The organism is Nocardia suismassiliense, assembly GCF_900269665.1.
Lineage (GTDB): Bacteria > Actinomycetota > Actinomycetes > Mycobacteriales > Mycobacteriaceae > Nocardia > Nocardia suismassiliense.
Map to the genome: position 1 here is coordinate 3,937,033 of NZ_LT985361.1, position 20,295 is coordinate 3,957,327.

Annotated in this window: 22 protein-coding genes; 11 read left to right on the plus strand and 11 right to left on the minus strand. The window is 63.1% G+C overall.

From position 1 onward, the window contains the following. Nucleotides 1–76 precede the first annotated feature (76 nt). Nucleotides 77–790, minus strand: a complete 714-nt coding sequence (locus DBO33_RS17605) for a methyltransferase family protein (RefSeq protein ID WP_159080334.1) — start codon at nt 788–790, stop codon at nt 77–79. Nucleotides 791–1,044: 254 nt separating this feature from the next. Here DBO33_RS17605 and DBO33_RS17610 point away from each other — a divergent pair, with 254 nt between their 5' ends. The 6 genes from DBO33_RS17610 to DBO33_RS17635 are packed head-to-tail and all read left to right on the plus strand — an operon-like array spanning nt 1,045 to nt 5,978. Further along, nucleotides 1,045–1,371, plus strand: coding sequence for a hypothetical protein (locus DBO33_RS17610; RefSeq protein ID WP_107656007.1), 327 nt, complete (start codon nt 1,045–1,047; stop codon nt 1,369–1,371). Then, on the plus strand, nt 1,368–1,649 hold the full coding sequence (locus tag DBO33_RS17615; RefSeq protein ID WP_107656008.1) for a helix-turn-helix domain-containing protein: 282 nt from the start codon (nt 1,368–1,370) through the stop codon (nt 1,647–1,649). The genes DBO33_RS17610 and DBO33_RS17615 overlap by 4 nt, the downstream gene beginning before the upstream one ends. Continuing rightward, on the plus strand, nt 1,594–2,730 hold the full coding sequence (locus DBO33_RS17620) for a radical SAM/SPASM domain-containing protein (RefSeq protein WP_107656009.1): 1,137 nt from the start codon (nt 1,594–1,596) through the stop codon (nt 2,728–2,730). Before DBO33_RS17615 ends, DBO33_RS17620 begins: the two co-directional genes overlap by 56 nt. Then, complete coding sequence (locus DBO33_RS17625) at nt 2,731–3,864, plus strand: radical SAM/SPASM domain-containing protein (protein WP_107656010.1); 1,134 nt, start codon at nt 2,731–2,733, stop codon at nt 3,862–3,864. Nucleotides 3,865–3,870: 6 nt separating this feature from the next. Then, entirely contained in the window at nt 3,871–4,833 is a 963-nt protein-coding gene (locus tag DBO33_RS17630) for a hypothetical protein (protein ID WP_107656011.1), read from the plus strand. Next, on the plus strand, nt 4,830–5,978 hold the full coding sequence (locus tag DBO33_RS17635; RefSeq protein WP_159080335.1) for a 2OG-Fe(II) oxygenase: 1,149 nt from the start codon (nt 4,830–4,832) through the stop codon (nt 5,976–5,978). Before DBO33_RS17630 ends, DBO33_RS17635 begins: the two co-directional genes overlap by 4 nt. A 382-nt stretch (nt 5,979–6,360) precedes the next feature. Here DBO33_RS17635 and DBO33_RS42840 read toward each other — a convergent pair whose 3' ends face one another. Further along, a complete protein-coding gene (locus DBO33_RS42840) occupies nt 6,361–6,528 on the minus strand; it encodes a hypothetical protein (protein WP_159080336.1) in 168 nt (55 codons plus the stop codon). Nucleotides 6,529–6,785: 257 nt separating this feature from the next. On the opposite strand from DBO33_RS42840, the gene DBO33_RS17640 reads away from it, so the two are divergent. Together DBO33_RS17640 and DBO33_RS17645 are read left to right on the plus strand one after the other, a co-directional pair. After that, nucleotides 6,786–7,325 (plus strand): hypothetical protein, encoded by a 540-nt coding sequence (locus DBO33_RS17640; RefSeq protein ID WP_107656013.1) that lies wholly within the window; start codon nt 6,786–6,788, stop codon nt 7,323–7,325. Between the two features lie 358 nt (nt 7,326–7,683). Continuing rightward, complete coding sequence (locus DBO33_RS17645) at nt 7,684–8,451, plus strand: hypothetical protein (RefSeq protein ID WP_234390896.1); 768 nt, start codon at nt 7,684–7,686, stop codon at nt 8,449–8,451. A 397-nt stretch (nt 8,452–8,848) separates the two neighbouring features. On the opposite strand, the gene DBO33_RS17650 is transcribed toward DBO33_RS17645, so the two are convergent. From DBO33_RS17650 to DBO33_RS17670, 5 genes are all read right to left on the minus strand, one after another. Then, on the minus strand, nt 8,849–9,646 hold the full coding sequence (locus DBO33_RS17650; protein WP_325050803.1) for an FAD-dependent oxidoreductase: 798 nt from the start codon (nt 9,644–9,646) through the stop codon (nt 8,849–8,851). 145 nt (nt 9,647–9,791) lie between these two features. Next, nucleotides 9,792–10,415, minus strand: coding sequence for a hypothetical protein (locus tag DBO33_RS17655; RefSeq protein ID WP_199856676.1), 624 nt, complete (start codon nt 10,413–10,415; stop codon nt 9,792–9,794). 10 nt (nt 10,416–10,425) lie between these two features. Beyond that, nucleotides 10,426–11,334 carry a hypothetical protein gene (locus DBO33_RS17660; RefSeq protein ID WP_107656015.1) on the minus strand — a complete coding sequence of 303 codons (909 nt, stop codon included), beginning with the start codon at nt 11,332–11,334 and terminating at the stop codon, nt 10,426–10,428. Beyond that, on the minus strand, nt 11,331–11,702 hold the full coding sequence (locus DBO33_RS17665) for a hypothetical protein (protein ID WP_107656016.1): 372 nt from the start codon (nt 11,700–11,702) through the stop codon (nt 11,331–11,333). The genes DBO33_RS17660 and DBO33_RS17665 overlap by 4 nt, the downstream gene beginning before the upstream one ends. Nucleotides 11,703–11,883: 181 nt before the next feature. After that, nucleotides 11,884–12,510 (minus strand): helix-turn-helix domain-containing protein, encoded by a 627-nt coding sequence (locus DBO33_RS17670; RefSeq protein ID WP_159080337.1) that lies wholly within the window; start codon nt 12,508–12,510, stop codon nt 11,884–11,886. 507 nt (nt 12,511–13,017) lie between these two features. Between DBO33_RS17670 and DBO33_RS17675 the strand changes: the two genes are divergently transcribed. Beyond that, nucleotides 13,018–13,863 carry a class I SAM-dependent methyltransferase gene (locus tag DBO33_RS17675; RefSeq protein ID WP_107656018.1) on the plus strand — a complete coding sequence of 282 codons (846 nt, stop codon included), beginning with the start codon at nt 13,018–13,020 and terminating at the stop codon, nt 13,861–13,863. Between the two features lie 47 nt (nt 13,864–13,910). On the opposite strand, the gene DBO33_RS17680 is transcribed toward DBO33_RS17675, so the two are convergent. Continuing rightward, nucleotides 13,911–14,156, minus strand: a complete 246-nt coding sequence (locus DBO33_RS17680; RefSeq protein ID WP_107656019.1) for a hypothetical protein — start codon at nt 14,154–14,156, stop codon at nt 13,911–13,913. 76 nt (nt 14,157–14,232) lie between these two features. Here DBO33_RS17680 and DBO33_RS17685 point away from each other — a divergent pair, with 76 nt between their 5' ends. Then, complete coding sequence (locus DBO33_RS17685; protein WP_107656020.1) at nt 14,233–14,943, plus strand: helix-turn-helix domain-containing protein; 711 nt, start codon at nt 14,233–14,235, stop codon at nt 14,941–14,943. A gap of 99 nt (nt 14,944–15,042) precedes the next feature. Continuing rightward, entirely contained in the window at nt 15,043–15,369 is a 327-nt protein-coding gene (locus DBO33_RS17690; RefSeq protein WP_107656021.1) for a hypothetical protein, read from the plus strand. Nucleotides 15,370–15,454: 85 nt separating this feature from the next. Here DBO33_RS17690 and DBO33_RS17695 read toward each other — a convergent pair whose 3' ends face one another. The 3 genes from DBO33_RS17695 to DBO33_RS17705 form a co-directional block, all read right to left on the minus strand. Then, the gene (locus DBO33_RS17695; protein WP_234390897.1) at nt 15,455–16,273 is read right to left on the minus strand and encodes an alpha/beta fold hydrolase; all 819 of its coding nucleotides are present in this window, start codon (nt 16,271–16,273) and stop codon (nt 15,455–15,457) included. 227 nt (nt 16,274–16,500) lie between these two features. Beyond that, nucleotides 16,501–17,040, minus strand: coding sequence for a hypothetical protein (locus DBO33_RS17700; RefSeq protein ID WP_107656023.1), 540 nt, complete (start codon nt 17,038–17,040; stop codon nt 16,501–16,503). 854 nt (nt 17,041–17,894) lie between these two features. Further along, entirely contained in the window at nt 17,895–19,937 is a 2,043-nt protein-coding gene (locus DBO33_RS17705; protein ID WP_159080338.1) for a hypothetical protein, read from the minus strand. Between the last annotated feature and the right edge of the window lie 358 nt (nt 19,938–20,295).

Genomic DNA, 20,295 nt, shown 5'->3' on the forward strand with positions numbered 1-20,295 from the left:
ACCCGAACTCATGGCCGCGCTGCGCGGTGCGGCGGGTCGCTAGCCGCTCGTGGTGTCGAAACGGCTTGGCGCGGGATCACCAGATGTGGGGGAGTAGACGGTATTTCACCTGCTGGGTGTAATCGGAGTAGTCGGAGACTATCTGCCGTATGAGGTTCTCCTCGTAGAAGATCCGTATCAATGTCAGCGGCGTGATGACGGCGAAGACGACCAGGCCCCACCAGGATCCGAGGGCGACGGGGATCGCGGCCTGGTAGAGCAGGGTCCCGGCGTGTGTGGGGTGGCGGACTACGGCGTAGGGACCGGTCGAGATCATCCGCCGGTCCGGCGGCTCGTCGTCGGTGGCGTAGGAGTGGCGGACGATCTCCTGGCGTACCTGGTAGGTGATCAGCAGGCCGGCGGCGACGAGGAGGTCGGCGGCGAGGCTGATCGAGGGCGGGACCGACGACCAGCCGAACCGATGGTCGAAGCCGGGAACCACCAGCAAGGCAACGAAGCCGAGCGAGGCAAGGATCATGGTGATCCGCTGACTCGCCGGTGGTTCGATCCGCGGTGTTTCGACCCGTGGTGTTTCGACCCTCGGGCCCTCCGGTTTTCGCGGCTGCAGCGGTGCCGGCTCACGACGCACGGCGGACGCGATGATTGCCACGCTGTAGCTTCCGAAGACCGTCGCTAGCAGCGCCCATGCCTGCCAGTAGTGCAGCGTCCAGGCTGGGAGGAAAACAATGGCTGCGATTGGCAGGACCATCACCGCCAGCCCGAAGGCGTACGCCACATGTGTTCTGCCCATTACCCTGCGTCCCCCCATCCAGCCCGCGAGACGCATCGAGTCTAACAGTCCGACAGTCGGCCCGTCAGTGCAAGCGCCACGCAAACCTCCGGTGCCACAAGATGATTCGGTCGATGGCTTTGACGGCGGCCAGGCCGTGCCGGGTGAGGCTGAATTCGACCGACCGGCCATCCATCGATTCTCATTGCGCCGGGCGAGCCAGAGGTGGATCATTTCGAGATACGGGTTTGACTCTCTTCGGCAGGAGTATCGCCATGGTGGATCCGTCGGAACCGATTGACATCACCCCCGAGGACGTCAACGAATTCGCGCAAAAACTCGACTACTGGAGCAATCAGCTACCGCCGAAAGAACGAGCGGTACTTGCCGCCATGTTGGCGCAGACCTCGAGTCTCGTTCCGGTCGATGAGGAGGAACCGCTACCCCCGCTGGTGCGCTTCAAGGTGCCGCTCGAGTCCATCGTCGGGCGTTTCATCGTAGAGCGGCGGGAAGAATCCGCGATGTACATCAAGGAATCCGGACCGACCTGGGTGAACAGCCCACATATCGGCGACTGGGGTGAGGTTGTGCTCCCGGAATGAGCGGCCACTCGTCAACCGACATCGAGCTCGTCGACTCGTTGACCGCGAAGCTCGAAGAGCTGCACGCCACACTCACGCCGAAAGAACAGCGCATCCTCGAGTTGCTGGCCCGCGCGGCCGCCGATCCGGTCACGCGAATGGGGATGCGCGACAGCGACTCGTTGTTCTCCCCTGAGGAACAGTCCACTATCGAAGAGCTCGTGCGGCAGCGAGGTAACACAATTGGCGACAGCCGGTCTGATAGTCAAGGCGACCCGCCTGTGCAATCTGCGCTGTAAATACTGCTTCGATTGGCGCACCGGGCCCGACCAGATCATGCCATTCGACGTTCTTGTCCGGACGATCGCCGCCGCCACCAGCGACCCCCGCCACGACACCGTCGTCTTCAATTGGCACGGTGGCGAACCGACGGTCCTGCCGATCTCGTTCTACGAACGAGCGCTGCACCTGCAGGGGCGCTTTCGGCTCCCGGGCCAGCGCATCCTCAACACCGTGCAGACCAATGCGACTCTCCTGGATGCCACCTGGGTCGAGTTCTTCGTCACCAATGGATTCGCGATCGGCGTCAGTGTGGACGGTCCGCGGGATGTCCACGACAGCGCCCGAGTGGATCGCTCCGGGCGCGGAACGTTCGATCGAGTATGTCAGGGCATCGCACTGCTGCGCGACCACGGCGCCTCGTTCGCGGTCATTCTCGTCATCGACCAGCCGACGCTTGCCCGAGGACCAGACGCACTGCTGGACTTCCTCGTTGAGCAAGGCATTGCCGATGTCGCGTTGAACTTCGTCATGCCCGCACCGAACGCGGCCCCTGAAGCAGGCCTGCACTACGTCGATCCCGCCCAGATGTCACAGTTCCTGATCGGGCTCTGGGACGCGCGCGCGGCTCGCGCGTTGACCCGCATTAGCATTCGTGAACTCGAGGCCATCGATACCTCCCTCGGCGGCAACCGCCCGAACCCGTGCACGTTCGCCGGAGCTTGCCTGGGCATCGTGTTCCGAGTGGAACCGAATGGCGATGTCTACCATTGTGATTATTTCGGGCTCGATCCAGAGTATCGGTGGGGCAACATCATTCAGTCCGACTTCGGCGAACTGCGTAAATCGCCGCCGCTGGTCCTCGCGCGGCAACGCGAACGCGCGGACCGAGCCCAGCTGGAGTCATGCCCGCACTGCCAAGTTTGTCGTGGCTGGTGCCCGCACAGCCGAAAGACCGCGCACCGGCACTTCCCGGCATACAGCTCGACCTGTTGCGGCTTAGCCGAATTGATCAGTCACGTCGCGCGGAACCGTGCGTCGGCACCGGTCGGTCGACAACAGCGCGACCAAGCGCTGTCGGGCCTGATGGAGTTGGCGTAGATGGAAGTGTCGAGTGCGACCAGCATCGGACTGATCGTCAAAGCCACCCGATCGTGCAATCTGCGCTGCACCTACTGCGGCGACTGGCGCCCCGGCTCGGGCAATACCATGTCATTCGAGGTGCTCGCGCGGCTCATCTGCGTGGCATTGGCCGAGCCACGCCACCACGCGGTTCGATTCAGCTGGCACGGTGGCGAACCGACCCTGTTGCCGCGGGACTACTTCAGAAAAGCCATGGCACTGCAGCATCGGTTCCGGCGACCGGGACAGTGGGTGACGAACTCGATCATGACGAATGCAACGCGGGTGACCGCCGAATGGGCAGAGTTCCTGCGGGAGAACGAGTTCACGGTCGGGGTCAGCCTCGACGGACCACCGGAGATTCACGATCGCTACCGCGTCGATGCCGCGGGGCGACCGACGTACCAACGCGCGGCGCAGGGCATGCAGATGCTGCGGGACCATCAGGTGGATTTCGCGGTGACGGTCGTTCTCGACGAAGCCGGTTACGCATTCGGGCCGGATAAACTGTTCGATTTCCTTGTCGGCGAGGGGATCACAAACTTCGGCATCAACTTCGTCGTGCCGAAGATTGGACTGCCGCCCGAGCAAGCTCGCCACCACTACATTGATCCACAGCGCCGCAGCAGGTATCTCATCGGGCTCTATCAGCGATGGAAGGAATACGGAGACTGCACGATTCGCATCCGCGATCTGGACGCGTTGCGCAGGAGGACGAGCGGTCACCAGGCCGGGCCCTGCACGCTCAGCGGGTCATGTTGGGGCGGGATGTACACCATCGAACCGAATGGGGACGTGTGTCACTGCGACTTCTTCTTCCCCGACCAGACCTACGTCTGGGGAAATGTCATGCACGACAGTTTCGACGAAATCCGCAGCGGCGCTGCGCTGACCGCCGCGCTCACTCGCCATGAACCCGCACGGTCGGCAAAGTCGCAGTGCGCGGAGTTCAGTGTCTGCAACGGTGGCTGCCCGCACGAATACCTCATGTCCGAACGCCTCAACCCGCACCACGATGCGGGCTGTTGCGGCTTGCGCGAGCTGATCGGCATGATCCGCAGCGATGGGAAAACCGAACCCGTACTGCTGCCTGAACCCCGGGTGATCGGGTAGGCGCGCATGCCACGGGCGACGAACGACCCCAGCCTCGAGGCCGAGGTGACGATTGTGGGTGCTGCCCGCGATCTCGGGCCGATCGTCCGGCTCGGCTACGGGTCGCTGCGCAACACGACCGCAGGCAGCAGCCCGGTCCTGGTCGCCGACAACGGCTGTGACGCCGAGGGGCGCGCGTATCTTTCTGCGCAGCAGTGGATTCGGCTGTTTCCGCTCGAAGAGCGAATCACCGCGAGCCACCAGGAATACGAGGCCGCGGCTCGGGTGCTGGCGTCCCTGTGGACGGAAATGGGCGCGGTTCAGCTGTCGCTGACCGCGGCGGAGCGTCGGCTCCTCACTCTGCTGCAATCGCGAGTACATCCGGAGCCGGTTTCGTCGCCTGAAGATCAGGCACAACTCGGGCAGACCATCGACTTCCTACTCGCACAGGTGCGCACCCGCTACACGGTTCTGGTCGATTCCGACGTCGAGTTCCTCGAGCCCGGTTGGCTTTCCGACCTGGTCGAGATGATGAACGACAACGACATCGACCTGTTCGGCTTCCTCGAACCGGCGAGACACCCGATACAGGAACGCTTCGCAACCTTCGTCCTCGCCATGCGGACCGCAAAAATCCTCGCCCTGGACTGCTCATTCGCGACCTCCCTGAGTTTCGGTGCACCCGCGGAGGCGACGATCTGGCACTCACGCAACTACGGAAAGTTCCTGGACACCACCGCTTTCACCGATTTCCCTACTGCCAGATTTCACGACACCGCAGCTCAGGTGTATGAGTCAGCCCGAGCGCACGGCCTCAACTGCACAGAATTTCCGAGTCAGTGGCGCCGGAGGTTTCTGCACCTCGAACACATGGCGTGGGCTGACAGCACCGACGACTCGTATGCCGGGGCAGACGCGCTGCGCCACCATCGACATCGAGCACTCGTTTATGCTCGCGCACGATGCGAGTTGCTCGGTATCTCAGGGTGATCACCACGGTGACAACGGCGAGGCGGCCCTTTCCTTTCCTCGTGAGCTCCGATGCCATCACGAGTGAAGCTGCCGCGTCGATCGGCAATTGGTTTGCCACACAAGCACAATGGGTGCACGAAAACCGCGGGTTCTACCGCAACAGCCGGTGCCCGAATCTTCGATCCCTGCTACGCGGGCCGGCGCGTATCGCGGTCGCCGAGTCCACCATCGCCGACCTTCGGCAGCTCATCGAAGACGCCTTCGACGTGCAGCTGGATCCCTCCTACACCGAAGTGGCGGCCCACCGGCTCAGCTGCGGCGACTTCATCGGCCGACACACTGACCAACCGCAGAACGGAACCGAAACGCATCGAGCGATCATCCACCTCGGCGGCGAATCTCTCACCGGCGGAACCCTGATAATCGGCCTGGAGGGCGATCAAACCCATATCCCTTTCCAGGACCGGCTTCTGGTTGCGTTTCCGTTGAGCGGTCAGTCATTTCATGAGGTGAGTCCGGTCGAGTCCGGGACTCGGCACACGTTGGTGTACTCCTTCTGGGCCGTCGAAGCGACCGCCGAGCGACCCGACCTGACGGCGTACGAAATGCCCACCAACACTCTGGAATTCTTGGCGGCGGCAGATGCATTCCGCCTCCACCATCGCTCCAAGCATCGAGACGCGGCTGCCACCGATCAGCACAGCCTCGGGGAACACCTGATAGCGGTGGCCACGACACTCGCCCGATGGCGACTCAGCGAACACGTGGTGCAAGCGGGATTACTGCATTCGATCTACGGCCCGCTCGGATTCAGCCAGCAACTGATCAGTCGTCGAGAACGCGACACCGTTCGCGCCGTGATAGGCACCGATGCAGAACGACTAGCTTTCCTGTTCTCAGCCCTCGATCGTGACTCGATCTCGCGCGGACACCAGAGAGGTGTGCTCGACGGATATTTGGACGACGGATCACCGATCGAAGTCACCATCGCCGACATACAAGCGATCGATCAGATGGTCTGGGCCAATCTACTGTCACAACGAGCCACGTTGGACCCTTCCTCCTACACGCAGCTGGCGCAGGCAGCGCTCGGCAGAAACTCGCTACCGCTAATAGCAAGAGACGACATCAGGCAGGCTTGCCGTCAGCCGACGCCGAGTTAGCGGCCGGCACCCAATTGCAGGTGCTCGGATGGATCAACGCCGCTCGTCGCGTCTGCGCACGGTACGCAGCCCGTAGCTGTGGGACTGCGTGCGTTTGCTGACGCGCATCACCGCTCATTTGAACGGACGATGACCGCCATGGCTTCACAGCCACGCAATCGACACGATCGCCGCCGGTCACCGACAACACACGCACATCGGAATGAGCGCGCGCTGCCGACGGCCGTGAAGCGCTCGCCCGCTTGATCTTCCGAGGTGCTGCGCTGGCCGGTTCGATCAGCGCGGTATCGCTCACTCGCCCTGACTGAAGTCAGCCTGGCGAATGCAATCCTGGCCATCTAACGCTGATAATGACACGTCTTTAGGGACGCCACACCAGCACCTAGACGAGCGCATAGACGAATTTCTGCCGATGGGGTACATGCTCGACCCGATCGACCAGATCCTCGCCGGTCACGAGTGGCGAACCACCTTCAGCGCCGAGAATCGAGCATTGGGCTTGGGCGAGGAGACCCGCTACGGCCATGCCCGCCAATGGGTTCCGATCCATCGAACCAGCCCTGGTACCCCCCACGACTGCGCCATATCGGTTGACTTTTCGGCAGTCCGGAACCCGCATGGCGGCTTGAGGTCTCTGGCGATCCCCAGTTGGGTATTGCTGCACGTCAAGCATTGGGGGGCAGCGGGTTCGGGTGTCCGGGTGGGTGGGGTCGTATCGTGATCGCGCCGCTCGGCGGACAAACCTTTCATCGGGTCGGCTTGCCGCTGAAGCAGCGTGCGAACAGCACAGTAGTAGGAGGTACGACGATGGCACGACGCAGCAGAACCGCGACCATTCTGGCGGCGGTGGCACCGCTCGCCACAGCCCTGATTTTCCTTCCCGCGGCACCCGCTCAGGCCGCCGAGGGCGATCTGAGCTGCTCGGCGACGATCGAGTTCACCTTCGACCCGGCGTTGCGGGCGAACGGCTCTTCGAAGGTCACGATCAGCGGTGACTTCACGGCTTGCTCCTCACCCAACGGCAAGCACGCCGATCTCGGCTCGGGCAGGTTGCAGGGCACGGGTTCGGCGACCGCGACGGCAGGTGGCTTCAACCCGTGCCGGTTGTTGATCAGTGTGCAGGGAGACGGCACCATCGGCTGGGCGCCCGGCGGCACGAGCACCTTCGACTGGGAGATCACTCACGTCCCGTTCACCGGCGGAATCGAGTTGAGCGCCAACGTCACTGGCGGCGAGCTGAACGGTGATGCGATCACGCTGTCCGAGCACAGTGCCACCTCCAACCCCGGTTGCGACACCGAGGGTCTGTCGACCTTGTCTGTGCATGCGCAGGTGGCGTTCAACTGATCCAGGCCACGGTGACCGGGTGGCATCCGTTCGCGCGGCGGGTGCCACCCCGCGCGCCGTCCGGGCCCGAGCTATCAGGTTGCCCTGTGCGCTGGTGGTGCCGCGAAATCGTTCGATTGTCGATACTGCGGGGTTCAAAGCCATCCTGTATTGGTGCCATTACCGAGCGTCGGGAAGCCTTGCTGGCCAGCGATCTGAACGGCTGACCAACGCGCGACCAGCGGCATTACAGTGCGTTCGCCGCCAGGCAAAGAAGGCGCGTACCCGCGGGCGGGCACGCCGATCTAGCCCCCAATTCCCATGGGAGGCGAACCGGAACGGAAGCTGGTTTCATGCATCTGTGTGTAATGGCGGTGCCGTGGAGTGCGGCCGGTTCGGTCTGTTGTCCTGGGCGGACTGGAAGCGGTTTTTCCATTTGTTGCTGGTCGCTGCGACCGCCGCGGTCATCGCGTCCTGTGGCCCGCCGAACCCGGGGATGCCCGAGCTGCCGGAATTGCCGCCGCTGGGTGACGTCACGGCCGCCGCGCCGGTGGTCGGCGAACCGATCGCGGATGCGGGCACGTTGCGCAACCTATTGCTGACCGGGACGGACCTGCCGCCGAACTTCACGGTGGTGCCCGAAGTCCCCGCACGTGTCAAGGCACCCGCAGACCCGCCGACCGATCCAGCGGAATGCGCGAAGGTGCTCACCCCGCTGGCCGTGCAGCGGCCCGGTGCGCTCGCCCAGGCCGTCATTCAGTACCAGAGCTACTCCTCCAGCATCTACATCGATGCCGCGAGTTATCCGAACGAGGCGGTGGCGCAAGCGTTTGCGGAGGGGCAGGCGACAGAGCGTCGCTGCACCCACTATCTCAGGCACTCTGTCGACGTCCGCGGCAACGATATTACGTACAACTACCGGGTCGGTGGTCTCGCGCAGCCGCCGGCGGGCGACGCGGCCACCGCCTTCCAGGTGCGTGTCAGAGACGACAGCGGATCGGCGGTGCGTTATTTGGTCGCGGTCGTGCAAGTCGGCAGCACGCTGACAAAGGTGGGGGTCACCGCGCAGGAATCAGTCGATGAGCGGGTGCTCAGCGATCTCACCGCCGCGCTGGCGCGTCGGCTGCAGAGCGTTTCGGGACCTTGACTGTTCCTGTCCAGCTATCGGTTCGGGGCGCACGGACCAATGGCAGCCGCAGCCCATCGGTGAGTACATGGAACTGCTCGGCAGCCTCGGTGAGAACCTGGCTGGTTTCATCGTCGAACTCAGCCGCATAGCACTGATTGGCCCGGTCCGCATCCACACTGACCAGATTGACTGGGAATCGGCCAGATTCACAGAGACAGGACAGTCCTGGTCCGTGCACCTCGCGGCAACATTTCCGGAAACACACTGGAATCGGCAGTTGAGTGCGTTCGCCGACCGCCGACGCGGCTCTCAGGATCGCGCGGGTCGCGGCAGTAGAGGATGTTCTCGGCGTGGACACGAACGACTTAGTCGCTGGTGCGCGAACTATCGTAGGGAGTCCGACCGTGAGTGGGGTTCAGGGGGTGTCGAGTAGATGGGGTTGGCCGGCGGCATAACGTTGACGGTCGAGCTGTTTGGCGGGTTCGAATTGTGGCAGGCGGTTGAGCTGGAACACCGTGGCGGGTTCGGCGTTGGAGCCGGTGGCGTCAAGGATGGCGTTGGCGGCGGCGCGGCCGGATTCGTTGGCGCCCTCCATGGTTGCCAGGTCGATGTTGGTGCGGACGTAGTCTCCGGCCAGGAAAAGGTTGGGGATGTTGGTGTGTGTGGTGGGGCGTTGGTCCCAGGAGCCAGCGGTGTTGATGAGCAGGGGTTCGTCGTTGGTGTTGCGCCCCTCGGTGTTCGACCATTGGATGGCGGGGTCGAGGTACCACGAGTGCACGCAGTCATCGCGCAGGAGAGCTTTGTTCTTGCCGTAGAGTCCGGCCTGGATCTGTGCCCAGGTTTCGGCGGCGATCTGTTCGCGAGTGCAGTCCATGGCTGGTTTGCCGTACAGGATTCCGGGGGTGTTCCAGTCGGATATGTCGACCGAGAGGATGTCGCGGACAGTGCCGTCGCCGTAGTCGCGGGCGAGGTCGCGGCTCTTCCAGAATTGTCCTTGGTTGAGGGCGCTCAAAGCCCACGGTGAGTCGATGAACCCCAGGTGCCCGTTGGTGATCGGAGTGTCTGCGGTGAGGTAGAACTGGATCCCGTTCATCCAGTCGGTGACCAGATTGTTCATCGCTGCCAGTGTCGGATCGAGGTCGAGGATCTCGCGGTTCCACAGCATGCGCGCGCGCTCGGCAGGCATGGCGCAGACGAACCAATCGGCATCGATGCGTTATCCCACGTAGGTACGGGACGCGCCCTCGGCAAAGTGGTGGTCCAGATCCGCTGATCGACACCACCAAATGCACTGAGCCACAACCGGTCTGGCCCGCCAGCTGTCGACGGCGGTCTCACCGCGCACTGACCGGTCAACCTCACCAGGCACGTTCGCTGAACCCACTCGAACGGGGTTCGTACGTGTCGTCGAATATGGTCTGCTGCTGACGTTCGACTTCCAGTCGTGCCGAGTTCGCCTCTGTCAAGCTGGATATCGTGTCGAACCGGGAGTCGGCTGAATAGTAACGCTGCTTGAGTTCTTGGACTTTCGCTTGGTAATCCTCGATCAATAGCGTGGCCGCTTCGGCGGCGCTTCTGCTGAACTGGCTTTCGGTTATCTCGCGTACGGTGCCGGGTTCGATGTGAACCGAGAAACTCCGCATGCCTATCGTCAAGAAAGTCATTCGCTGGTCGCTCGATGCGCCGACAGCCTCGGTTTTGTCTCGGTCGGCGAAGAATTTAATATCCACTGAATTAACAGCATCAATGGTCAGGTTAGTATACTCGAGCGCCCTTCGGTACTGCCGCTGCCATCCGACCCACAGCAGCTTTGCGATGCTGGCCAGCGCTTGCTCCAGCATCGGTTCGTCGACGAATGCGTATGCGCCGTCCCCGAAGAACAACGCAATATTGGTCCGCCGGGACAATTCGGCTTCGATTTCAGTCCCGGGCGCACGCACGCGTACCTGAATATTGTCCAGCCTAGCGGCTAAATCCTGCACAGTTTCCCCCCTAGCCTGTGTGGCCTATACCGTCATCGCCGACGAGGTCGCGATCGCTCATCCCAGCCAGCCTCGGGCGCGCGGAGACGAGGAGGTCCTTGTTCGCGTGCATTGCCTCGTTCAGCGCCCGCACCCTATCGGCCATCTGCTGTGCCTCGACGTCATTAATGTATTCGGTGAGGTCGGCAACGGCCTGTTTCATCGAATTGAGGACGGAGCTAACAGTACTCGCATTCACTGTCGCCTTGCCAGCGATGCCCGCATTACCGACGGCCGCAGCCGCGCCGATCGCTACGACCGGCGCCGTAGCGCCCCCGGTCGCGATGGTGATAATCGCGGCAAGGGTTGTTCCTACTGCGGAGAGCACCGAGAACTCGAAAGTCACATCAGCCTTGTTACAGCTACCGGCGTTGGCGAACACATCCAGGGTGTCGTGCGCGATTTTGTCGATGTCTGTGCGCGCTTTGCGCCACATCTCCTGGTGGGCCTCGAGGACACCTTTCATCATCGACAGCGCCGTGAACTGGTTTCCGGAAATCGTTCTGAAGGTGTCGAGGAAGTTGGCCTTGAATGCCGTCGCGGCCGCACCGGTCCAGTCATGCAGATAAGCACCGTCGGTCGTCGTTACCTTATCCAGGTGTGTCTCGACGAATTTTACGTCCTGGCTCAGTTTAGTGACCGGTGTGGATTGAGTCATCAACTGCTGCATCGCTGCGGTCAGGTCAGCGATCAACGGGTTGTATTTATCCGGATGGGGCAACCTGGAGAATGGCTCGAACAGTGGCTCAATGTATGCCAAGCCCGGCATAAAATCCTCAGCCTTGTATACCCCTGCCGTCCCGGACCTCTCCCGCGCCAACAATTTAGCGGCCTGCTCCCTGATGTTCTTCGCATCTTGCATGAGCTGCTCGAAACTCATCGCTTACCGTCCAGTTCCGGGTCGTTGCGCACGAGGCGGTTCATCTCGTCGCCCGCCTTTCGATCCATCCCCGCGAAAATCTGCGCTGCCCTGTGCAGTGCTGTCGCCGTGTCGTCCAGATTTGTTCTGGTTTCCTTCAGAAATCCCATCACGGTGTCGTGCAGATCGAGATAGGCGTGGTACACCGGTCCGAGGGTGTCACCACCGAATTGCTCTGGACGCCGCATCGCCTGCTCTATCTGACCCCGGACCTGGTCACACTTACCGATCGCCTCGCCGTAGTCGGCCGAGACCGCCGGGAAGTGCACCTTCGCCGCTTGCTCCAGTCTGTGCAGGTCGACGCCGAGAGCCTTACCTTGATGAACCACATTCCACCCCTTTATATACAACTGACCTCATATAGGCTGAGACCTCGCCCCCCGCCCCGCAGTCGGGCCGTTCGAATATTACTCGGCAGCGAATGGGTTTTGAAGACAAAGGATTTGGGGTCTGCGGAAGTGAGCCATCGGCTGATCCCGCTAATAAACCATCCGTTCTGTTCGTTCCCAGCTAGCGGCACCCTTCGAATCGTCTGCGCGACGATCGTTGATCGTTTCCTCGGCACAGGCGGCCACATGCTCGAATGCAAGAATGCGACTCAACGGCGATTGGCGGGTTTGGTGCGGCGCTTTGGCTGCGGCGATGACCGGCCTGGAGTTTCAGTTCCCCGGGTTGGATGTCGAACCGGGCGGCGAACGCGGCTCGGAACCCGCTCAGGGAGTTGTATCCAGATGAGGTCGCCACGTCGACAACCGCTTGCACGTTGTCAGGGTCGGCAAGTCGTCCATATGCTCGCTGCAGCCGTGTTTCGCGGAGCTCGTCCCCGGAAGTCTTCCCGGTGACGGTTTTGATCGCTACTTCGAGCTGGCGTCGTGAGCAGCCAAGGCTGTCGGCCAGAGTCTGCACCGACAAACGCGAGTCGTCGCTGTAGAGCTGGATACGGCGACGGGCGTCTGCGGCGATTCTGGCGTACACGTCCAGCTCCGGGGCCCGTCGATCATCGAGTGCCCCTGCGACGAGATCGACCAGTGCTCGGCTGATCGCTACGAACTCCGCCTCGGTCAATACCGGGCGCTCGGCACAAAGGTTGTCGGCCAGCAGCCGGACGGTTTTCAGGATGACATTACGCGGCCGCATACCCAACGGCCCGCCGGTCCGGCACCGGCGATCCCTTTCTGAAAATCGTCTGATCGGACGGCGCGCGCCGGAAACTGCCGCAAGGCGAGCATCCCAACAGACACTTGAGTCGACCGAACTAGCGGCTCTTGCCAGACAGGATGTATGTCCTGTAATCGGCATGTGCGCGCGCTGTAGTACTGTCAGCCAGCCAGTTTGGACGGCTGCCCAACGCATGCTCTGCGGCATAGCGGAGGTAGATAAAGCTCACCGCACGAAGGTCACGTCGACCGTTCTCTGCACAGTTGAGTATTTGGGCCCGTCCTAATACTGCGCCTTGGCGATTCGCGGTATCTTCACCAGCTCCGGACCTCCGAAAGCCTTGTTCGACGCTTGAACAGCGTGCTCCTCGGCTTCGGCCGCCGTATCGGCTATGGCCGTCAGGGCCCTTCAGGCGCATCCTGTGAAGTGCGCGGAGTTGGGCGAGCGTGGCCGGCATGCTGGGTTCTGGCCAGCGAGGAGGAATGCATGGAAAGCGCACCGAGCAGGACGGCGATGTTTGCTGCCGTGTCGCGCGGATTGTTTCGCCTGGAGACGGCGTCGCCGTGGGTACTGGACGATGTGCTGGCCCTGGTGCTTGTCGGCCCGGTATGGCAGCAGCTGCGAGACCAGTTCGATCCGCTGTTCCCCGCCCCGGTGCGCCGCGAGTCACGTGCGGCTGTCTGTACCCGCAGCCGGTACGCCGAGGACCGGCTGGCTGCCGGCGCCTTCACGCAGTACGTGATTCTTGGCGCGGGGCTCGATTCGTTCGCGTGGCGGCGGCCGGATCTGCTCGGCTCGCTGACGGTGTTCGAGGTTGATCACCCTGCCTCCCAGGCCTGGAAGCTCGAGCGGGTCAGGGAACTCGGCCTGCCGCTCAGCAACTCGCAGATATTCGTGCCGGTTGATTTCGAGGCCGGACCGGTCCAGGATGCTCTGGGCCCGGCCGGGTTCGACTGGGCGCAGCCGGCGATGTTCTGCTGGACGGGCGTCGCCCCCTATCTGACGGCACAGGCGATCGAGTCGACGTTGCACACGATCGCGGCGGCTGCTCCCGGGTCTGAGGTGGTGTTCTCCTATCGGGCCGAGGACTGTGCGCTCGACGACGTGGGGACGGAATTCGCCCGTATCTACACCCCGATCGCGGCTTCTGTCGGCGAGCCTCTGCAGCCTGGCTGGCCGGTATCCGAGATCGAGAGGCTGATCAGCCGGTGCGGGCTGAAGGTCGTGGACCACCCCGCACGGGCAGACCTCCAGCGGCGGTACTTCGCCGGCCGTACCGATGGCCTGCGGCCCTATACCTTCGAGACTCTGGTGGCCGCACGGGTCACCTGAGCGAGTGCAGGCCATGTCCGGCAGCTCAAAGCGCCTGCCGTGCCGAATCATTCGATTACGACACGGTAAGTGATGGGTGCGGCGGCGGACAGCAGGCCATCAGCAGCGCCACCGTAAACCCGCCCTGCACAAGGGTTTCGCTCCAACCGCGCTCCGCGCCGGTCGCGTCGGACGAAGATGCCGATCAGGTAATAGCCGGCACCCCAGCAGACGTGGCCGGTTTGCTTGCGGGTGTCGTCGCGCAGCTCGCGACCGCCGTCTCCTGATGAGCCGTGCAGCGTCGATACCTTCACACAGCGGTTGACTCTGCCCCGAGGGCACGGTTCAGAATGTGCTCCACAGCGACGGACACGAGGCACGGGAGACGGAATGGGTTGGAGCACTCGCGAACTCGCTGAACTCGCGGGCGCGACCGTGAAGGCGGTGCGGTACTACCACGACGTCGGTGTGCTCGACCAGCCGGTCAGGGCCGCCAACGGGTACAAGCGATATGGCATCGCGCATCTCCTCCGGGTGTTGCAGATCAAGCGGCTGACGGCCCTCGGATTCTCGCTGGCTCAGGTCGCGGCCATGGGAGACGAGATCGATCATCCCGAGCACTCCCTGCGCGTGCTGGATGCCGAACTCGCGGCGACGATCGAACGCTTGCAGCGGGCGCGGACCGAATTGGCTTCGATCCTGCGGCATTCCGCCCGGCCGGATCTGCCACCCGACATCGCCCTGGCGAGCCGAAACGGTGAGTTGACCGATGCCGACCGGTCTTTCGCGACCTACCTGAGCAGCGTGCTCGACCCGCCGGCTCTCGCCGCGTACGGCGAAATACTTCGAACCCCCGCAACGCCCGCCGGAACCGACTTCGACGAATTGCCCACCGACGCCGACGAATCGACCCGAGCCGACCTCGCCCGCCGCATGATTCCGGAAGTCGCGGCTCTGACGGAGAAGCACCCGGGTGTGTCGGCAGCACTCATCGCCCGCGGCCCACGCACGAGGCAGGCCGTGCTGGATGTGATGTTCGAGCTCTACAACCCCGCTCAGCTCGACGTCCTGCGCCGGGTGGGTCGCGGCCTGCGCGACTGACGCCAACCCGACGGACCCTTCCCCTGATCCACCTTGTCTTTCCCGATTGGAGTTTCTGCACCTATGTTCAGATCACGACGAAAGCGTGCGGCTGCCACGGTGGCGGTGGCGTCGATGACGATCGTGGCTCTCGGCGCGTGCAGCTCCGGGTCCACGGCCCCGGGCGCACGAAGCCCCGAGCCGGAGCCGTCGACCGAGCTGCAAAGGTTCTACGATCAGACCCTGAACTTCGAGGCATGCGAGGGATACGCGACGACCTCCGCCGACCGCGACACTTTCACCCTTGATCCCGGGTTTCAGTGCGCGCGTATGAAGGTGCCACTCGACTATGACGATCCCGGCGGGAAGACGGCGTCGATGGTGATCGACCTCGACGGCCAGGGCGACGCAGCCCGGGGCCTCGCACACCGGGTCACGCGGTGTTGATACCCGGACGCCCGCATCGATGATCAAGACGTCGAAGCGGTTGCCGGTCAATGCCTTTCACGGCGCCGAGTGGTGCGCCGGGTGGTCAGGAGCTGCCTGCCAGCAGCACAGCACCGATCAGCGCCGGATCGTCCGGCATGGGCACGTGGCCGAGCCCGGGCAGGGTGAGCATGGTGGCCTGCGGGAACAACTTGCGGGCCTGCCGCACCTGATACACCGGCAGGATGAGATCGCGCCGACCCCAGGCGATGGTGATCGGGCAATCCACGTTCGCGGGGTCGGTGAACCTCGGGACCGGCGCGCTCGTCGCTCGGTCGATGACTGCATTGTCGAGCAGCGACCGGACGTCGATGGCCGCGGTGATCGGATCGGCCTTCCATCCTCGCGCATAGAACGCCGCGAGCAGTATCGCCCGCAGCGGCGCGCGCAGCAGCGCGGCGCTCACCCGATCCGCGGTCATCAGGCGCACAGCGGCGCGCAGGGCCGTGAACATCGCGACCGAACGCCGGTGGTCGAGCGCTCCGAGAGCGAAGCCCGCGGGCGAGAGCGCCGTCACCGATTCGGCCATACCGCGGCATGCGAGCTCCAGCGCGAGATAACCGCCGAGTGAATTGCCCGCAAGATGTGGTTTCTCGCCGGGCGGGGTCACCGCGCGGACGAAACGCGCCAGCCGTTCGATCGAGCCTTCGAGAACATCGGCGTCCTCGGGCAGCTCGGGCGAGTCACCATGCCCAGGCAGGTCCACCGTGACGACTCGGCGATGGCGAGCCAGCCGCTCGGCCACCGGATCCCAAGCGTGCCGTCGGTGCACGAGCCCGTGCAGCAGGATCAGCGTCGGGCCGTGACCCCGCACGTCGTAGGCGAGTTCGAGCTGTTCGGCGCCGGTATCGAACGCTAGGGACACCGCTGTCCTCCGCATCTGTGGCCCCGCAGGTTGTTAGCGAGACGCTCGGTTACACATAAGTTACCGAGACAGTGTGTGCCAATCAATGGCCCTTGGCAAGCGCCGCGCCACAAGAGAGTCGGCAGCGCCGCCACACGCCGCAGACATCGACGACGCCGCGCGCATGTCTACGGCGGCGCGGCGCGGCTGTGCTCCGACGCCAACGCCGATACCTCGCGCGGTGTCGGTCACGGGAGGTATCGGCGTGCCTGTGCCCACTCGAGTAGTTGATCCCGCAGGGCGCTCGGCTGCAGGTGTGCGGCGAGTCTTTCGACGTGGGCGGTGAGATTCTTATGTCGACGCAGTTCGCTGATTTGGTCGATGGAGAGTTCGGCCCAGTGCCCACCGAGGGCGCGGGCTTGATGGGGGGTCAGGGAAAGCTCAAACAGTGTGTGGGTCGCGAGTGCCTCGGGACTCCAGTCCAAGTCTTCGGCGATTGGGCCGAGCTGGTCTATGACCCACATGCGAAGCATGAAATTGTTCTGAGCCTTCCGCTCTCGGCCCGCCGAGCCCTCGCCGGACATCCGTCCATTGGCCCACAGCGACAGCTTGGCCCATCGACGGCGGAGGTCTGAAGGTCCGCCGAAATCGTAGACATGACCCTGAGCGGCAACGCGAACAGCTTCGAGCTGCCGGTCTCCGGCGACTGCCACCAATGCCTGAAGGCGTTCGATCGTCCATGTACTCAAATCGGTGAGCGGATCGTGTGAATCGTCGGTATTGCTCACGGCTTCTTCACTTCTGCTGATCGGTTGCGGGACTGGAACCAGATGTCTTGTCGACTCCGATAGCGTCGCGTCTGCGAGCCCCGGATTCTCACACACCGCGCAAGGAGCAGAGTACGGGAAGCTCGGGTTTTAGCTCGCGCCGAGCACGAGCCCAATTCGCTTGCGCTAGTTGCGGATGCCGGTCGACTGGGAGGGGAAACAGCAAGCACCGACCACATCGAGAGCTTGCTGACTGGCGTTGCGTCCGGCTCCGCCGTTGCGGTTACCGGGATGGCCCAACAGAAAGGGCGTTCTAAAAGGGTAGGCCGCTGCGGTGAACTCTCGAAACCATTCGGCATCCGTCCGGCGATGCCGGAATCGCGCGGATTTATGGGCTTCGGATGAGTAAGGGGGTCTGCGGTGAGACGCACCGTACGAACGCCCGGTGAACCCATTGACTACGTCTGGGCCTGCTGGACCCGTCGACCCGGGGCGTACGCCCTGGTCCCAAATTGGTCCCCAACTCAGGATCATCAAATGAGGAAATCCCCTCCGACCGCAGGTCAGAGGGGATTTTCTTGGTCGGGCTGACAGGATTTGAACCTGCGACCACCTGACCCCCAGTAGTCAGTACTGGGTATTGCTGCACGTCACGCACGAGTTGCGAGTTCAGCCGTGGTGAGCGTGAGCTGGGGATGTTCATGCCCGCGCACAGCGTTTGGTCCCCAAGTGGTCCCCAGGTGGAGAGTCCCGAACGTCGTCGGCGCGCCCCACAACCCGGGATGATTCCCACTGGCCGCAGCCAGGACCCGCCCTCCCGAGGGCGGGTCCTGGCTCCCGGTGCGGTCGTCAGAATCTTGTTGTCGAGCGGCGCTTTACGAAGCGGAGGCCTTCTTCATGCGACCAGACAACCTCGACTTGATCACCGAGTGTTCAGACGCCAGCCCGAACAGGGACGCGGTTAGCGCTTCGTTACTCATGAAGCCCCTTGTGATCTCGTCCTCAGTGAGACCCTGCTCGTTTGCCAGCGCTAGAATCTGCCCGACCCGACATGCCATCGCAGTCTTATAGACGACCTGAACAGCCTTCCTGGCGTCTTCGTGTTGCGGTGGAGCGGTGTGATCGACCCAGTACTTCGTGACGTCGTCGAGCAGAGGGAAACGCGGGTCGATCATGACCGTGCCGAGCTGTCCGGTTTTGCCTGGGATGTACTTCACTCCTATACGTGGTCGCGCCTTCACCTCGTCTTCGTCGAAGGAGTCGGCACTGAAGTGGCATTCGGGAATCGCTGCTGGCACTTTTCGAGTGTCGCCCTCTTCGATGCCACCCTCGTGACCACTTGCGTTCGAGCCTTTGCCGCCACCGGGAATTGCCCCGTCACTGCCGCCGCGCTTGCGGTGTCGGCCGTTGCCCCCGCCTGACCCGCCTGACCCGCTCGACCCGTTACCCGTTGTCGTTCCCTTCGTCGCCCCGTTCGCCTTCGGGAACCAGACAACGCGCTTGAACATCTCCATGAATGGTTGCGCGACCTTGTCGACGATGTCTTGGTCGATGTCGTCGTGGTCATCGGGGATGGATGCCTCGATCGCCTTGACTACGAACGCCGGCATATTGTCGATGAACGTCTGTTCCCACATTCCCCAAGGCAAGTCGCGGCCCAACGTTGTAGCCGTGGCGGGCTGCACGTAGTTGAGCGAGGTGCGTGACGACATTGGGAACACGCCTCCGAGAGGATCATTGGTGCTGTCCGCACGGCGGGGTTCGATGACGATCGAAAGGCGCCTGTAGACACTCGCAGACGAGATCGCGAATTTCTGATAGTCGCGCGCAGCTTCGCGCCGGTGGTACAGCTCATTCTTATACAGGACCGAGATACCTGGCCGCTCGGCACCCCGCCGGCCACCGCCCGTCTGAACCGCGTCTGGGTGGATCAGATTGACCAGAATCTTGCCGCCGTCGGGGAGTGGAATGGTCGCCGACTGTGACTTTCCCTTTGTCGAAATATCACCCGACATGAGAATGCTGGTAGCACGGACCGGCTCGTTGAAGACACGGTCATTACTTCCGGCAGTAGAGCCGTCGAGAGTGGTGCGACCGACACGGTCGCGCCGGCGGCGTGCCCAAGCGTCTACGTCGCCGGTACGCGGATCCTCGTAGCGGATGTCGACGTTCGGCGGATACTTGTAGTATCGGTGAGTGAGATAGTTCGGTCCGGTGTGGGTCTTCCAGTTGCCCTCAGGTCCGAGAAACGTGTGCTCCTGCCCGGTATTCCCAAGGAACAGAAGCATTGTGCCGGTGCCGATTTCGCCGCCGTCGTCAAGGCGGCCCAGCCATTCGGGGCGGTCGGAAACGAACTCGGTGAATAGATCGGCCGGCGCGACCTCGCTGGCCATGGACTTACCGTCGTCGCCCTCCCACCGCAGGGTCGCGGCTTCATAGAAACCCAAGGCTTCTGACTTATCGGGCACGTACCGCAACCACATCAGCTTGCCTTCGGGGAATTCCCTCGTCCAACTTGCGACGATGACGCCGGCCTTGTTCCACGGCAGCGTGGAGACGCGGACTCCCATGGCAAAGTTGCCGTGCAGATCACCAGCGGATTGGTTCTTCGAGCTCAGGTCAAGGAGACCAGCCATATAATCGACCATCTGGTCGCCCATGCCGCATCCGTTGTCGTAGTACACCATCCGGTAGCGCTGCGGGCGGATGGTGTACGGGTAGTCGTCGGGCAATTCCACTACACGCCAGTCCGCGGCGGCGCTCGGCCAATGAATGCCTAGCTGGATCTTGGTTGCCCCCGCTTCGAGCCCGTTCTGAACGAGTTCCCGCAGGAATTGGGTGTCGTCGCCCTCGCGGTAGCTGCGTTCAATCAAAACCGCGCCCGCGCGCGCACCATCTGCTGAAATGGCTCTCGCCACGATATTCTCCTTGCTCTGCCACAGGCCGCCGGCCCCGGGCCCGCTGTCATGCGTGGTCCAGCAACTCGACTGTCCGTGGTCCGTCTTGGACAGCTCGACTGTACTCCTGAGCGGGGTCGACGAACGTCAACCTCCAGTGATCGAGGGCTTCCGGTCGTTGTCTTATCGGCATCAGGACAGCGATTCTGGGGGAGGTCTACTGTCCGCCCTCAGGCGTCCGCCCCTGATTGCCCTCCGACCAGCGGTTTCCGAGGTGTTGTCTGTCTGCCTGCCGACAGACAGTTGAGAAGGTGGGGCTGGTCGGAGGGGCGCACAGGGGGCTGGTCTGAGACATGAGAGGGGAGGGACGAGACCAAGG